15 protein-coding genes and 1 riboswitch are annotated in these 14,850 nt (G+C 33.7%); of the genes, 3 read left to right on the top strand and 12 right to left on the bottom strand.

Features of this window, described 5'->3' with window-relative positions; genetic code table 11:
- Window positions 1-52: 52 nt before the first annotated feature.
- Window positions 53-2,563: a bifunctional aconitate hydratase 2/2-methylisocitrate dehydratase gene (locus D7D81_RS09585; protein WP_125989489.1), complete on the bottom strand. Its 2,511-nt coding sequence runs from the start codon at window positions 2,561-2,563 to the stop codon at window positions 53-55.
- 172 nt (window positions 2,564-2,735) lie between these two features.
- On the opposite strand from D7D81_RS09585, the gene bioB reads away from it, so the two are divergent.
- Window positions 2,736-3,710, top strand: coding sequence for a biotin synthase BioB (gene bioB / locus D7D81_RS09580; protein ID WP_125989487.1), 975 nt, complete (start codon window positions 2,736-2,738; stop codon window positions 3,708-3,710).
- 26 nt (window positions 3,711-3,736) lie between these two features.
- Window positions 3,737-4,273, top strand: a complete 537-nt coding sequence (locus D7D81_RS09575; RefSeq protein ID WP_125989485.1) for a biotin transporter BioY — start codon at window positions 3,737-3,739, stop codon at window positions 4,271-4,273.
- A 66-nt stretch (window positions 4,274-4,339) separates the two neighbouring features.
- Here the strand turns inward: D7D81_RS09575 and D7D81_RS09570 are convergent, their stop codons facing one another.
- Window positions 4,340-5,299 (bottom strand): sulfotransferase, encoded by a 960-nt coding sequence (locus D7D81_RS09570; protein ID WP_164522195.1) that lies wholly within the window; start codon window positions 5,297-5,299, stop codon window positions 4,340-4,342.
- Between the two features lie 422 nt (window positions 5,300-5,721).
- Here D7D81_RS09570 and D7D81_RS09565 point away from each other — a divergent pair, with 422 nt between their 5' ends.
- Window positions 5,722-7,905 (top strand): methyltransferase domain-containing protein, encoded by a 2,184-nt coding sequence (locus D7D81_RS09565; RefSeq protein ID WP_164522194.1) that lies wholly within the window; start codon window positions 5,722-5,724, stop codon window positions 7,903-7,905.
- 89 nt (window positions 7,906-7,994) lie between these two features.
- On the opposite strand, the gene D7D81_RS09560 is transcribed toward D7D81_RS09565, so the two are convergent.
- The 10 genes from D7D81_RS09560 to D7D81_RS09515 form a co-directional block, all read right to left on the bottom strand.
- A complete protein-coding gene (locus D7D81_RS09560) occupies window positions 7,995-8,663 on the bottom strand; it encodes a glycosyltransferase family protein (RefSeq protein ID WP_125989479.1) in 669 nt (222 codons plus the stop codon).
- 57 nt (window positions 8,664-8,720) lie between these two features.
- The gene (locus D7D81_RS09555) at window positions 8,721-9,377 is read right to left on the bottom strand and encodes a class I SAM-dependent methyltransferase (RefSeq protein ID WP_125989477.1); all 657 of its coding nucleotides are present in this window, start codon (window positions 9,375-9,377) and stop codon (window positions 8,721-8,723) included.
- Window positions 9,378-9,609: 232 nt separating this feature from the next.
- Window positions 9,610-10,299, bottom strand: coding sequence for a sulfotransferase family protein (locus tag D7D81_RS09550; protein ID WP_125989475.1), 690 nt, complete (start codon window positions 10,297-10,299; stop codon window positions 9,610-9,612).
- Window positions 10,300-10,482: 183 nt separating this feature from the next.
- On the bottom strand, window positions 10,483-10,980 hold the full coding sequence (locus tag D7D81_RS09545; protein WP_125989473.1) for a dihydrofolate reductase: 498 nt from the start codon (window positions 10,978-10,980) through the stop codon (window positions 10,483-10,485).
- The gene (gene folK, locus D7D81_RS09540; protein ID WP_125989471.1) at window positions 10,977-11,465 is read right to left on the bottom strand and encodes a 2-amino-4-hydroxy-6-hydroxymethyldihydropteridine diphosphokinase; all 489 of its coding nucleotides are present in this window, start codon (window positions 11,463-11,465) and stop codon (window positions 10,977-10,979) included. Before folK ends, D7D81_RS09545 begins: the two co-directional genes overlap by 4 nt.
- Window positions 11,452-11,832 (bottom strand): dihydroneopterin aldolase, encoded by a 381-nt coding sequence (gene folB / locus D7D81_RS09535; protein ID WP_125992060.1) that lies wholly within the window; start codon window positions 11,830-11,832, stop codon window positions 11,452-11,454. Before folB ends, folK begins: the two co-directional genes overlap by 14 nt.
- 6 nt (window positions 11,833-11,838) lie before the next feature.
- Window positions 11,839-12,657 (bottom strand): dihydropteroate synthase, encoded by an 819-nt coding sequence (folP, locus tag D7D81_RS09530; RefSeq protein ID WP_125989469.1) that lies wholly within the window; start codon window positions 12,655-12,657, stop codon window positions 11,839-11,841.
- A 72-nt stretch (window positions 12,658-12,729) separates the two neighbouring features.
- Window positions 12,730-13,326 (bottom strand): GTP cyclohydrolase I FolE, encoded by a 597-nt coding sequence (folE, locus tag D7D81_RS09525; protein ID WP_125989467.1) that lies wholly within the window; start codon window positions 13,324-13,326, stop codon window positions 12,730-12,732.
- Between the two features lie 64 nt (window positions 13,327-13,390).
- Window positions 13,391-13,471, bottom strand: a riboswitch (ZMP/ZTP riboswitch).
- Between the two features lie 269 nt (window positions 13,472-13,740).
- The gene (locus D7D81_RS09520; RefSeq protein ID WP_125989465.1) at window positions 13,741-14,043 is read right to left on the bottom strand and encodes an AzlD domain-containing protein; all 303 of its coding nucleotides are present in this window, start codon (window positions 14,041-14,043) and stop codon (window positions 13,741-13,743) included.
- Complete coding sequence (locus D7D81_RS09515; protein WP_125989463.1) at window positions 14,044-14,787, bottom strand: AzlC family ABC transporter permease; 744 nt, start codon at window positions 14,785-14,787, stop codon at window positions 14,044-14,046.
- Between the last annotated feature and the right edge of the window lie 63 nt (window positions 14,788-14,850).

Below are 14,850 nucleotides of genomic sequence, written 5' to 3'. Positions count from 1 at the left end.
GAATTTAAGCACCATTTTATATACCCTACTATAAAACATCAAAAATTAATATCTATTTAAACATTTTAAAATATTCTTCCACAGTAGGGAATCTACCCAGTACAGCAGCCATTGCTGCCACATGGGCGCTACCCAGGTATGTTTTCGAATCAGCCGGTCCAATCCTGGACTGGTAATTACGAGTAGTTGTTGTTAAGGCAGTAGAACCAGAACCAATACGACGTTTATTACCCATACAAAGTCCACAACCCGGCATGATAATAGTAGCCCCGGCAGCTGCTAATTTAGTTAGAGTCCCATCTTCAGCCAGTTTAGAATAGATATCTAATGAAGCTGGTCCAACAACAAAGTTAATATCATGTGGCACCTGATGTCCCTCAATAATCCTGGCTGCCGACCTGATGCTTTCGATATCACCGCCTACACAACTACCTATAAAGACCTCATTTAATTCAGTGCCAGCAACTTCTGATAGAAAGGCTACATTATCCGGGTGATGTGGTTTAGCAACTAATGGTTCAGTAACCCTATCTAAAGGTATTTCAATAGTAGCGGCATATTCAGCACCCTCATCGGCCCTTAATAATACCGGGTCTTCAAGGTATTCTTCAATGGTCTTGATTGTATCCCTGACTGAAAGAGAACTATCAGCATCACTCCTGGATTTCAGGTATGCTAAATTATTTTTAATAGCCTCAATTGTTTTTTCATCAGAAGGAATAGTACCAGCAGAGGCACTCCTTTCTGCCACAGCATTGGTCATAATATATCTCTCATCAGAGTCTAAAAACTCTAGACCCTCCATCTCAATTATTCTCCCATTATATACTGCTTTCCCAACTGTTTTTTCAGCAAAAACTACTAAGGTAGATACCAGGTCACGTGCTGTTATCCCTTTAATAGGTTTCCCTTTAAAAATAACCCTGACAGATTCGTCCATGGTTAAATCCTGTTTGCCATATTTCATAGCCCCAGCAACAATATCAGAAGCAGCGGGGAAAGATAAGCCCCTGGGGGTTCTGGTATGTGAGTCCCCACCAACTATAACATCTATAGGGAGGACAAATCTATTACCAATGGTGTGAATAATACCTTCACCAGGTTTAAGACAAACACCACCCCTGGCAGTAATAAACTGATCAATAAAACGATGTCTATCCCTTTCCTCACTGGAAGGACATTCACCTGTATGACAGAGGGATTGGACTACAAATTCGGCGCCGAACTTACCCCCAGACATAGATTGATATTCTTCTATTGTCATCGGCCCGGTAGTATCCTGTGAATAAACCCCCCTGATTCTTACCTCAGCAGTCTCACCAGGGAGAATACTCCTTTTACCATCCAGTCTGTTCCGGGCAACTATCTTCTGTGCTAAGGTCTGTTTTGGTCTATTGTTACTTGTTGTCATATTTTTATTATTTTCATCTGTAATAGCTATATCATTATCCTTACAATATTGCACAGCCCATTTCTGCAGTTCATTACCAGCATCAAAGTAAGTCATACCACCAGCAGCAATCTTATTTAGTTTATATTCAACCGGCAGTTCTATCTCTATTTCATTACTTCCATTTACCAGCAGCCTCTTCTTATTTAAATCAAGCTCCAGACTATCACCTTCATTAATTCCATCAGTATCAGCAATAAGCGGTAAAATACCAGAAGCTATTAGAGAATTCTGGAAAATAGGGGCCATACTTTTGGCTATTACAACCCCTCCCTGTTTTTTCTCTGGTTCACCAACAACTGATTTTCCTAAGACCTGTAAAACAGTATATGTTGCTGACTTACGGGAGGAACCCTCTCCGAGGGCCTCACCAGCTACCAGGATAATATCCTCAGATTCATTATGCAGTTTATCTAGTCGATCAAGGAAATCCTCCTCATCTTCCCTACCCTCCATGATAAACTGAGCATGGCGGGGTTGGTCTGTTCTGGAACCAGCATGTTTTGAAGGACTGAGATGTCCGGTAGTAATATTATTACCTACCTTGATACATAACCCCTGATAAGACTCAGGGAGTTTCCAGCCAGCAGCAAAACACCTCTCTGCCCAGCTTTTGATTAATTCTTTTATTTCAGATATCTTAGAACTCATCTTAGTCAGTCGGTCAAACTCTTCTCTATTTACCAGCACAGTGCTCCTCAGTATTTCAATAATTTCATTAATAAAAACCCCTTCTTCAAGCAGGTTGACTAATTGTACAGCAGCAGCTCCACCCTTCATATCCTCTAACAGGCTTAAAGCCGCTTCTGCTGAAAGATAAGGTGACTTCAGCTGGCCTTTAACTATCTCTGCCAGCCCTTCTGCTTTAAGATATGAAGAAGGGAAAGTACCCCTTCTAACTTCTTCAGATAAGAGTCTAATAATTAATTGACTCACCTTTTCTGTCTCAAAAATCATATAATCTACCTGATCAAGGCCCTCAATCATTAAGCCTTTAATCAAAACAGTTACTTCACTCTCTGTCAAAGGACGTGGTGGTAGATTATAATCCCTCTTTCTCTTTAACGCCTTCTCTTTATAATTGTCTAGGACCAAAAATAGTTTTTTCCGCATACTACTCTCCTCCAACATTTTATATTATATAAACTTATATTCTCTAAAATTATATAATAAAATTATTATTTTTACAAATAATCGTATATTGTTAACCAATTGATTATTTTAGTTGACAAATAATCATATTTATATTATTATTATAGCTGTATTATTTAGGGGGTGCTAGCAAATCAAAGATATCAATAAAATATTAGAGTTAAGTCAAAAGGTTATTCAAGGTAAAGACATCAATAAAGATGACGCCGATTATCTTAGCAGGCTTAAAAAAGAAAACATTAATTTTTTACTTATAATGGCAGGCATAATATGTGAGAAATTCAAAGGTAGGCAGGTAGACCTCTGTTCAATTGTAAATGCCCGTTCCAGTAGATGTAGTGAAGACTGTTCCTTCTGTGCTCAGTCTATTTACCACCAAACAGATATTAATACACATCAGCTTTTATCTAAAAAAGAGATATTAAAAGCAGCCTACCAGGCAGAAGCAGCTGCTGCAGATCGTTTCTCCCTTGTTACTACTGGACGAGGGATTGATGGTGATTTTGAAAATATTATAAGTATAATCAAAGAAGTGAAGAAAAAGACTAATCTCAAGCTCTGTGTTTCACTGGGACTCCTTAATAAAGAGGCAGCCCTTAAACTAAAAGAAAGTGGTGTTGAACGCTACCATCATAATCTGGAAACAGCCCCAAGCTATTTTGAAAAAACATGTACAACCCACAGCTATCAGGAAAGAATTGAAACGATACATATAGCCCAAGAAGCAGGTCTAGAGGTCTGCAGTGGAGGTATCCTGGGACTAGGTGAATCCAGAGAACAGAGATTAGAAATGGCTTTTCTATTAAAAGAACTTAGGGTTGACTCTGTACCACTTAATATCCTAAATCCCATTCCCGGAACACCCCTAGCCGATAAAGAATCCCTTCCTCCTCTGGATATTTTACAGACTATAGCGGTATATAGGTTTATCCTACCCAAAACAGACATCCGTTATGCCGGTGGTAGGGAAGCTAACTTAAGAAACCTACAGGCACTAGGTCTAATCGGAGGCATCAATGGCATGCTAACAGGAGACTACCTTACAACATCAGGTAGAAAGACAGCAGAAGATATTGTCATGATTAATGACCTTGGGTTTGTTAAATAAATAATTTAAAAAGGAAGTGTTAAATAATGAAAACAAAAGAAATGGTTTTAGTGGCTATCTTTGCTGCTTTAACAGCAATTGGGGCTTTTATCCGGATTCCTCTACCCTCTGTTCCTATAACCCTACAGGTATTCTTTGTCTTTATGGCTGGCCTTATACTGGGGAAAAAACTGGCTGCCTTAAGTCAGCTGCTTTATGTATTTATAGGTCTAATCGGAATCCCTATCTTTACCGAAGGGGGTGGTCCAGGCTATATCCTTAAGCCTTCATTTGGATATTTACTGGGCTTTATTGCAGGAGCATATGTTATCGGAATGCTCACTGAAAATGGAGAATTAAACTTTAAACGTTCAATTATAGCTGGTTTAGCTGGTATAATCGTAATTTACACCATCGGTGTACCATACCTTTATATTATACTTAATTATGTTGTGGGCGCCAGCATTACTATCAATAAAACACTACAGATAGGGCTTTTTACATCACTACCAGGTGATATTATTAAATTACTTATTGTCTCACTCATTGCCCCAAAGATATACAGGAGTCTGCAAAACTATTAAGACAATTGAATGTTAAAGGAGAATAGTAACCCCTCCTTTAACATTCAAATTCGAAGCAGCAGTAAATTACCCTTCTACTGTAAATCCTAATTTTTTCACCTCTTCTATTTCTTTTTTATCAAAAATACTTAAATTATGTTTTTTATACCGACCTATAGATTTAACTTTTTGGGGTAATAGATATAATTTGTTTATATTAACCTGATCTCTATCTATTTCTAAAAAATTCAACATTTTGTTGATTTGTCCTTTAGGATTTGAACACAACTCATCAAAATTAATTAATAAAAAGTTTTTTACCAGGGTTTGTTTTGCATTATTGATTGCCTGATTATTTGCTTTTATCCAAAAGTTAAGTAGAGCCTTGGGTAATTGTGCTGAATCTTTTGGCATTACTATTCCAAATAGTTTGCCAAACCAAATAAGGTGCAAAATGTTTTTACTGTATGCCATATCTAGTCCATGCCTGATAACATGTATATATTTATAGGACTTAAAATATTCTTTCATATGTTTTATAAATAAATATGTTGCTGGATCCTTCCAACCCCAGCCTAAATGCTGCGAATTATCAATTTGATTGGATTTTAATATATTAACGATTCTATTTATGCCCCATAAGCCTGATAGATTATTGAAAAATACACAATCCCTTGCAGCCTCAATAATATACACAATTTCCGTATGGTCAGGTTCAAAGGAGCCAGTCATAATCCTTTCAAAAATTTCAAATCGTTTCATAATCTCCTTGTTATTTTCTTCATTATTTTCTAAAAACCATTTGGATCTGTTTAGCAAAATAACAAATGATAAATTATCATTTGCATCATTTAAATCATTACCAATATAATAATTCATTTGTTTCAAAATTTCTGCTATAACCCTAGTTCCACTTCCTCCAACACCCCCTATTGCCACTGGATTAACAAATATCATATTATCTTTTTTATCTCCTATTCTTTTTATTTGATTATTAGGCATTGTTTTATCAACACTTTTATTAATATAGTCAATTATTGCTTCCACTGTATAAATATTCGACATTTATCTCCCTCCTCTTTCTATCTTACTAACATCGTATTTAATTTTTTAAAAAAGGTTAATCTTCTAAATAAAGCTATCTATTAATAAAAACTTCATCTGCCAAGAAATAATCAATATCTATTACTAGCTATCAAGTAACAAAATATTATAACCCACATAATATATACTGAAAAATAAGAAATAACAATTCTTCCAAAAAATCATACACTATTTAAATATCCTTCTTAATAAATATATTATGAACACCCATTTTAAACAATTATAAAAAAATTTTTTCCATAGAAAAATAAATTTTTCAGAAGAAAAGAAAACCTAAAACTTTTTTTTAATTAAATAAGCAATTTTCTTTCCAGTCTAAATTATAAAAATAATTAATGCTAGATTTTAAGAGAAAGGAGAAACTTATGCATCCATCATCATTAGAAAACATGCAAAAATGTTACGAAAGATATATTTGTAATGATATATGGCGTCAAAAGACAGCTATCAGTGTTATCGATATAGGGGGAGCAAATATAAATGGCAGTTATAGAGATATTTTTTCTAATCAAAGATTTATATATAAAGCAGTAGACCTAGAAGAAAATGTTGGTGTCGATATCGTGTTAAATGAACCATATAGCTTGCCTTTTAAAGATAATAGCATTGATATTGTATTATGTGGTCAAGTTTTTGAACATGTAGAATATTTTTGGGATCTTTTTTCAGAAATTATTAGAATACTAAAATCTGATGGAATCTTTTTTCTAATAGCCCCATCAGCTGGACCTATTCATAAATTCCCAGTAGACTGTTTTAGATATAATCCAGATGCCTATATAGCTTTAGCCAAACGTGAAAATTGTTTTCTTATTGATTGTTGGCGTGATAAAAGAGGTCCCTGGAAAGAATTAGTTGGAGTATTTAGTAAAACTAAAATCAGTAAATTTCAATATAAACCAGGGGATAAATATGATGAATTTTGGGTAAATGATTATAAAAGAGATTTGCTGCCAATATTCAAAGTAGAGCAAACAATACAAGATAAAGAAACAATTAAAGGCTCTTTTTTTTATTTAAATGTATTAAAATATCTCCATAAGGTAATAAAGCCCAAATTTTATATAGAAATCGGTGTGAAAAAAGGAGATAGTTTTAAATTATCACAAAGTTTATCATATGGTATCGATCCTGAACCTGAAATAGATAATAATCTATTAAATAAAAATAAAATTTTATTTAGAATGACAAGTGATAATTTTTTTGAATTTGTTGCTCAAGATGCTTTAAAAAATAAAAAAATTGATTTAGTATTTATTGATGGAATGCATCTTTTTGAATTTGTTTTAAGAGATTTTATAAATATTGAAAAATATTCAAATAAAAATACAATTGTTCTTATAGATGATATTTTTCCTAATAATCCTATTCAAGCAGGACGAAAGAGACAGACAAAGGTTTGGATGGGTGATGTGTGGAAAATACTTTACTGTTTAAAAAAGTACCGCAAGGATTTAGATTTTTTGTTGTTGGATACAAAACCTGGTGGACTATTAATTATTAAAGGATTAAATCCCAGGAATAAAATTTTAGTTAATAAATATAATACCATAGTAAACGAATTTAATAATTTGAATAACAAGCAACTAGATGAATGTTTGAAATCCCAGTTAGAAAGAAAAGATGCTATATCCAAAGATCATTCGAAAGCATTTTTCAATTTTATAAACCCACAAAATATAAATATAGATAAAAAAACCAAACCTTTAATATCTGTTATTGTTGTTGCCTATAATATAAATAGAGAACTTCCAAGGACTTTATATACTATGCGAGATATATATCAAAAAGGCATAAAGGATGAACATATTGAAATTATCGTGGTAGACAATGGTTCTAAAACCTTGTATGAAATTCCTCCAAATTATAAAAATGTCAAACAAATTGTTATTAAAAATCCTTCAAAATCACCGGCACATGCTTTAAATGTCGGAATCGAGCATGCTTCAGCTGATTTTATTTGTACAATGATTGATGGAGCAAGAATGCTTTCACCAGGCATATTTCATTATGCCTTAAAAGCAAAAAAAATGTATCCAAGGGTTATTGTATCTACTTTAGGGTTTCATTTAGGAAAAGAAATTCAACCCCAGAGTATATTAAAGGGATATAATGCATTACAAGAAGATTTATTACTTGATTCAGTCAATTGGCAGAAAAACGGCTATCGCCTTTTCTCAATAAGTACATTTGCTGGGTCAAGTCAAGATGGCTGGTTTTCACCTATATCTGAAAGTAATGCTTTATTTATGACAAGAGATTTATGGAAAGAATTAAATGGTTTTGATGAACAATTTGTTTCTCCAGGTGGAGGGCTTTTGAATTCAGACACTTATGCAAGAGCATGTGATTTACCAGATACTCCGCTAGTTACTTTACTTGGTGAAGGAACATTCCATCAGATTCATGGGGGTATAGCTACAAATAATATAAACCTTGATTCTATTCTAAAAAAATTTAGAAACGAATATAGAAGTATTAGAGACAAAGATTATACTAAACCTCAAAAAAAACCTATCCTGCTAGGAAAACTAAATAACAATCTATGACCTATTCTTTTGAATTTTTTTCTAGAAAAATAGAGTTAGTAAAACATAAGAATAGCTAGGCATTTAAATAACCTAGTTATTCTTATTATCTATTTCAGATATTCATTTATAAAAGCTCCCCTAAATTCCTCTAAATTTTTACATCGATTGAAATCTACTCCACAATCATGCATACACCAGGGTTTATTTTGTTTGGGAACAACTACTTTATACCCAGCCCTAATAAATTCTATGCTTTGGGAAAGATCGTAAAAATGCCACCCAGTAAAAAGATCCTCTCTCCAGGGTATATTGTATTGTGTAATCATTATTAATCCATCTATGCATTTTACACTTTCATAAGAACCTTTTATTTCCTTCCATTCAAAAGAAGCAAGCTTTCCGGTCATGGTGTGTAATAGTTTTCCATACTTGTGTGGTGACTCTCCCCACAACCCACTATCTGGAATACTTTTTGCTCCTACAACCCCAATCATTCCTACATTTTTATCTTCTTTGAAAATCCTAATAATATCATTAATAAAGTGTCTATTGATAATATATGTGTCTTGATGCATATAAACCTTGTATTTAGCAGCTGTTTTTTCCATTGCTTTATTATATTCCTTTGTAAGGTATTCAGCATTTTCTATGCATATCTTCTCCAATTCGATACCAGCAGGAATAATTAATGAATCCAGATATTTTAACGAAGTATTATATTGTTTTATATCATTAACACATGTTATAAAACATATTTTCCCTTCATTTATCATCATTTGCACCCCTAATAATCTAAGTTTATTCTAATACAATTAATTTACTATTAAATCAAACTATTTATAAAAACAGAGCATTTTTTGATTTCTAGGATGTTTCCAGTCACCTATATACTCCACACTCAAATCCAGACCATCAACTAAAAATTCAAATACAGAAAAATGATAATGGAATGGGTCCTTATCAATATAGGATGTTACTTCTTCACTTTGTTTTATTGCTTTCAAATTAAATTTATCTTTAGTCTCAAAAAAAGTTGCGTAGAATTTGCCTTCCTTTTTCAATACTTTATCAATATTAATTAGACATTTAAAAATATGGTTTATAGGTAAATGAGTAAATACAGATTGGGCAAGTGCAAAATCAAATTTTTGTTTAAAGAGCTTAAATTCAAAATCTCCATTAACCATAAGATTAACAGTTTTACTAATATGCTGTTCCTGTAATTCAATTTTTCCAGCATTTATTAAAGATGGATTGATATCAATCCCATAATAATTTCCAGTTTTCAAGTATTTAATAAAATGAATTCCACCCCTCAAACTACCACAGCCTACATCAAGTAATGTTTTTTCCGGTTTTAAGCCGTTATTCAAAAGCCAGCTATACTGAATTTCACCCATCTTATTCCACATTCCGCCTACAACATCACGATGTTTTTTATTTTTTATATCTTCTTTATTTAATTCTAATCTGTCATAAATGTTCCACAAAAGCACCACTTCCCTAAATTATCGTTTACTATCTAAACTTATATTTTTTGCAATGAACTCATTAGAATTAATTGCATAATTTTTTCCTGACTGGTATGTTAATTACACACCTAGGAATAAATATTCCCCCACTTACAGGCATGCCTTAACTTCATTCCGGAATATTTATTCCTTAGATTAAAATAGGATAATATTTAAAGCTGGATAACAATCCAATTATGCAAAGGATCTATTATAAAAAATCCTTATTTAATATTTTTTTTGACAATTCATGCATGTTCTTATTAGGTAAAATAAAACTAATAGCTTTCTTCTTTTTCTCGTCTTCTACCTGAATATCTAAAAAATCTATAATTTCATTAACCCATTTCACAGGTTGGGAAATCACCTTTTCGTACTGTAAATCTAACCGAGGTAAATGTGGGTATTTCACAAAAAAATCTTTGATCCTACTGTCATACTCATCTTTCAATATTTTGGCTCTCGCATTTTCTATTTTATTCCTTTTGAATAATGATTTAGCTACTGCTTCAGAATCTCGATAACACACAAGAAAATACGGGTTTTTTAAATAAGGTAAATAAAGTTCTATAGTTAAGTTTGTTCTGGGGTCCTTCCATCCCCAGAGTTCTGATTTATTACTTACTAAATTAATAATTTTTTCTTTAAACATATCCCTCTGTTTTAAAATTGCTTTTGGGGCTGGCGGCAAATCCCACCTGCCTCCAGCTGCTTTTAGAATTTCTCTATTCAAATTAAAAAAATCTTTATCCTCAAAGTGACCTAAAGGATTTGACCAATGTTTTTTTATTAACTCCTTTCCTATACTAATACCTAATTTGTATAAAACTCCTGCCACCATTGAAGTCCCACTCTTATGCATACCTAAAACAACTATAGTTTTGCTACTCTTCTTAATCATATTAAGCTCCTCCAAGAATTTAAAGTTAGACTAAATATGATAGACTAGATAAAATAATATATGTGTATTTTTTTGTAAATGTGTAAATTTAGTTTTTTTATATTTCCTTCTCTACCCAGTGACATTATTAAACTCAACTTTCAAAGTTAAAGCAAAAAAATTAGGTGCAGTTTATAACCACACCTAATTTTTCTTAATTTTTTTATATTTTAGAAATATATATTCTAAATCAAAATAGATCTGTTTTTCGCTGTCAGCAACAATTTTCCACTCACTCATCTCATCCAGATCAGGAAAATACGTATCGGCATCAAAGGAACGGAATATTTTTGTGACAAGAGCCGTATCACAATAAGGCAGTAAAAGCCTATAAATACTTTCTCCTCCTATTACGTAAACATCTTTACTATTATATTTTTTAAGTTCTTCCAAAAGTTCTTCCAATGAATGAACCAGCAACGTGTTTTTCACCTGCAAGTTGGCATTTTTTGTTAATATGATGTTGGTTCTGCCCTTCAAAGGTAATCCATTTGGAAAGCTGTCTAAGGTTTTTCTTCCCATGATCACTACCTTTCCCATGGTTTCTTCATAGAAAAATTTTTGATCCTGCGGAATTTTAACAAGTAATTCATTATTAAACCCTATTGCCCAATTTGGATCAACCGCAACTATAAGATTCATCCATATCTACTCTTGAGTAAAATTTCATTATACAATTTGCTTATACTCTTGTTACAGACCGGGTGTATCACTCCTGGAGCTATTTCATTTAAAGGCTTTAGCACAAATTCTCTTTCATGCATTCTTGGATGTGGAATGATTAACATCTCATCCTCTAAAATAAGATCTCCAAAAATTAAAATATCCACATCTATGGTACGGGGCCCCCAATGAGTTATACGCTCCCTCTTCAATTTTTTCTCAATATTTCTGCACAGTTCCAACAATTCATACACTGTAAAATCTATTGATGCCTCGACAACTGCATTTAAGAAATCCGGCTGCTCCATATAGCCTACAGGAGCAGTATTAAAGTATGTAGAAACCGCAGTAACCTTGATACCTGCGGCATTTCTAAGCATATCCACTGCCTGGTTAAGATTTTCCTCTCTGTTTCCGATATTTGAGCCTAATCCAATATATGTAGTAACATCAATACCACTCATTTCTGTCACCACGCTTACGTTCTAATTCTACCGCCGCATACTTGAGATGGTATCCCATTGGCGCCCACGGTTTTTTCAACAAAATCCATATCTCATTAATATTTGTATATGTCCTGAATAGATGCTCAATTATTCTCATGGCAGCGGACTCAATCAAATTATATTTCCTGGATTGCAGTATTATTTGCACAGTATTGCATATCTCGGTATAACTCAGTGTATTATTCAAGTTGTCAGTTGTTGCTGCTTTTTCAAGATCCGCACCAATCTTCAGGGAAACAAAAAACATCTGCCCGTTAATCTTTTCTTCCCGTGCAACTCCATGATAAGCATATACCTGCAAATCCTTAATAATTATCCTATCCATATGCAATTACCTCACTATTCTGTCTGTCATAACCGCTGTCCTTGCATTCTGCAGTACATCATGTACTCTTACAATATCTACACCCTTCATAATGCCAATTGATATAACTGCTAAGGTGCCCTCCAGTCTTTCATCCACTTCCAGGCCCAGAGTTTTACCAATAAAATTTTTCCTTGATGCACCAAGAAGTATGGGATATCCAAGTTTTTTTAGCATCTCCAGATTTCTCATTACCGTTAAATTCTGCTCCCATGTCTTTCCAAAACCTATTCCAGGATCCAAAATAATATTTTCATCCTTTATACCCGCTTTTATAGCCAGCTCAATACTTTCTCCCAATTCAAACAAAATATCTTCCATTAAATTATCATACTCCGTATTAGTTCTGTTATGCATAATGCAGATAGGTACTTTACATGAAGCCGCAGCATCGGCCATTTCAGGGTCTTTCTTCAGCCCCCATATGTCATTGATCATATGGGCGCCGACTTTGACTGCAAGCTCTGCTGTTTTAGCCTTGTATGTATCGACTGATATCGGCAGATCGATCTCTTTTGAAAGTCTTTGAATTACAGGAATTACTCTTTCGACCTCTTCCTCAGCCGATATTGGCACAGCAAACCCCGGCCTTGTAGCTTCTCCTCCTACATCAATGATATGGGCTCCTTCATCTACCATTTGAGCGACATGCTCCGATGCAGCGTCAATATCAAAAAATCTTCCGCCATCTGAAAATGAATCAGGTGTAACATTCAATATACCCATTATATAGGTTCGTTTTCCCCATTCCCATACCTTGTTTGCTATGCTTAATTTATCACTCATGTTAATTCTCCCTTAACAAAGCCTGCACGACTTGTCACTGTCATACAAAATCTCTCCTTCTATCCATTACATTTATAGTATCTTATTATACAGCACCATAAGCTTGTCCATTAGGCACTGATCAGTGTTGAATCTCCCGCATAAAGTTGTTGTCACTGTAACTGCATTAGTATTTTTAATGCCTCTGGCAGTCATACATGCATGCTGGCCTTCGATTAGGACAGCAACATCCTCTGTTTCTGTTACCTTCTGCATTATTTCAGCTATATCCGACCCAATCCGCTCCTGAAGCTGCAGTCTTTTGCTCACCATATCGGCTATTCTTGCTATCTTACTTAACCCCAGTATTTTACCATTAGGTATATAAGCCACAGCCACCTTCATATTATACATAAGTGCAAGATGATGCTCACAAAAACTAAATATTTCAATATCCCGCAGCATTACAATTTCCTTGTTGTATTCAGATATATATAGATCATCTTCAAAGGTCCTATTAAACATCTCGGCAATTTCATCATTTGTGTAGCTTATTCCTTCAAATATCTCTTCATACATCCTTGCCACACGGGCAGGAGTTTCTAAAAGGCCTTCACGTTCTGGATCCTCTCCTAAAGCCATTAAAATCCCGCGTATATGTTCTTCTATCTTTGTTTTATCTATTGCCACTGTCATTCTCCTTTATCAATAGATCACAATTAATCCTTCAATAAAAAATAAACCGCCTGAGCAAAAAATATGCCCAGGCGGTCGACATTTCAACAACCATACTCCCTCGTGGTTAGCCCCACTTCCGCCAGTTATATGATTGATATCGATATTTTATATTGATAATTATATTATACTATCACTCATAAGTCAACTTTCCTAATTCAATATAAAAACCCTGTTTAAGATACTTAAGTAATTAATCAATTAACTGATAAAGGCATTGCTATACTTACTTTCAACTCAAAATTTGAGGGAATTAATGAAATTCGCTATGTAGGACAAGATCACGTAAAAGATGGAGATTTTTTGTTACTAAAATATATTCATATAGCCAAAGGAGGGACAAAAAAATCCCTCCTTTAGCTATTTCTATTAAAATAATACTATCTCAATTACAAAAGCACTGGCAATCCCGGCAAAGACTATTAACAGCAGATTTTCCTTATAAAAAGCTGTGATGATAGATACTATACCACCGGTAAGTGCTGAAAAAAGATTATTAGTTGAATATAATATTCCAGGAAAGATCAGGGTAGTTAAAGCAGCATAGGGTATATAATTCAAAAACCTCCTTACAAAGGGGGAGGGTTCTATATCACGCAAAAATACCATTGGTATCATTCTGGGAATGTATGTTACAGCCCCCATAGCAATAATTAACAGCCAGTAATTCATTTATCTTTTCCACCCCTCTTCTTTATCTGGAAAGAAAAAAGCAGCTATTCCAGCAGCAGTAATAGTAGCAATGATTATCTTCCACCCGTCAGAAATAGAGCTAATAAAAGAAGGTCCCCAGTACAAAAAAGAACTTATAATTATTGAAATAAGCGCAATAATTTTAACCTCTCTGGATTTTTTCAAGGCAGGAATTAATAAACCAATAAACATACTATAGAGTGCTATTCCCATACTTGATTGAATAATCTCTGGTAAAGTCGTACCCATAAATACACCTATTACTGTACCAGCTACCCAGGATAGATAAGCAATTAAATTAATACCAAAGATATATTTATCATCTAATACTTTTTCCTCACTTAATGATATTAAAGAAAAGGATTCATCAGTTATACCAAAGGATATAATCGCCAGTAATCCAGTAGCTGTCTTTTTATTGATTCTCTGTGAGACTGAAGCAGACATTAAAAAATGACGCAGATTTAAAATAAATGTGGCCAGAACAATCCCCCATAATCCTGCATTTAAGGCTATTAACTTGACAGCCACAAATTGACTGGCACCAGCATAAACAATAATAGACATAGCTATGATAATATGTAGTGGTATCCCATTAGAACGGGCAAGTATTCCAAAAGCAATGGCAATAGGTATATAACCAAAAGCAATTGTTAGTCCCTTTTTTACTCCAGCCCCAAAATTATCCCTATCTTTTATCTTTTCATTTATAACAACTTCCATGACTTGCTTCTACCCCCTTTATAATGTATAATATAATGGTATTCTATATAATATATTGCATGG

This window comes from Halocella sp. SP3-1 (genome assembly GCF_003953885.1).
GTDB classification, from domain to species: Bacteria; Bacillota; Halanaerobiia; order Halanaerobiales; family DTU029; genus Iocasia; species Iocasia fonsfrigidae.
Note: the sequence above shows the minus strand (reverse complement) of the source record. Positions and strands in the feature narration are given on the sequence as shown.

Coding starts and splice junctions, on each gene's coding strand:
- folK (WP_125989471.1), bottom strand. CDS start 11,465: ATGAGTGGTATTGATGTTACTACATATATTGGATTAGGCTCAAATATC.
- folB (WP_125992060.1), bottom strand. CDS start 11,832: ATGGATAGGATAATTATTAAGGATTTGCAGGTATATGCTTATCATGGA.
- D7D81_RS09575 (WP_125989485.1), top strand. CDS start 3,737: ATGAAAACAAAAGAAATGGTTTTAGTGGCTATCTTTGCTGCTTTAACA.
- D7D81_RS09550 (WP_125989475.1), bottom strand. CDS start 10,299: ATGATTAAGAAGAGTAGCAAAACTATAGTTGTTTTAGGTATGCATAAG.
- D7D81_RS09545 (WP_125989473.1), bottom strand. CDS start 10,980: ATGAATCTTATAGTTGCGGTTGATCCAAATTGGGCAATAGGGTTTAAT.
- D7D81_RS09585 (WP_125989489.1), bottom strand. CDS start 2,563: ATGCGGAAAAAACTATTTTTGGTCCTAGACAATTATAAAGAGAAGGCG.
- D7D81_RS09520 (WP_125989465.1), bottom strand. CDS start 14,043: ATGAATTACTGGCTGTTAATTATTGCTATGGGGGCTGTAACATACATT.
- D7D81_RS09560 (WP_125989479.1), bottom strand. CDS start 8,663: ATGATGATAAATGAAGGGAAAATATGTTTTATAACATGTGTTAATGAT.
- D7D81_RS09565 (WP_164522194.1), top strand. CDS start 5,722: ATGCATCCATCATCATTAGAAAACATGCAAAAATGTTACGAAAGATAT.
- D7D81_RS09515 (WP_125989463.1), bottom strand. CDS start 14,787: ATGGAAGTTGTTATAAATGAAAAGATAAAAGATAGGGATAATTTTGGG.
- folP (WP_125989469.1), bottom strand. CDS start 12,657: ATGAGTGATAAATTAAGCATAGCAAACAAGGTATGGGAATGGGGAAAA.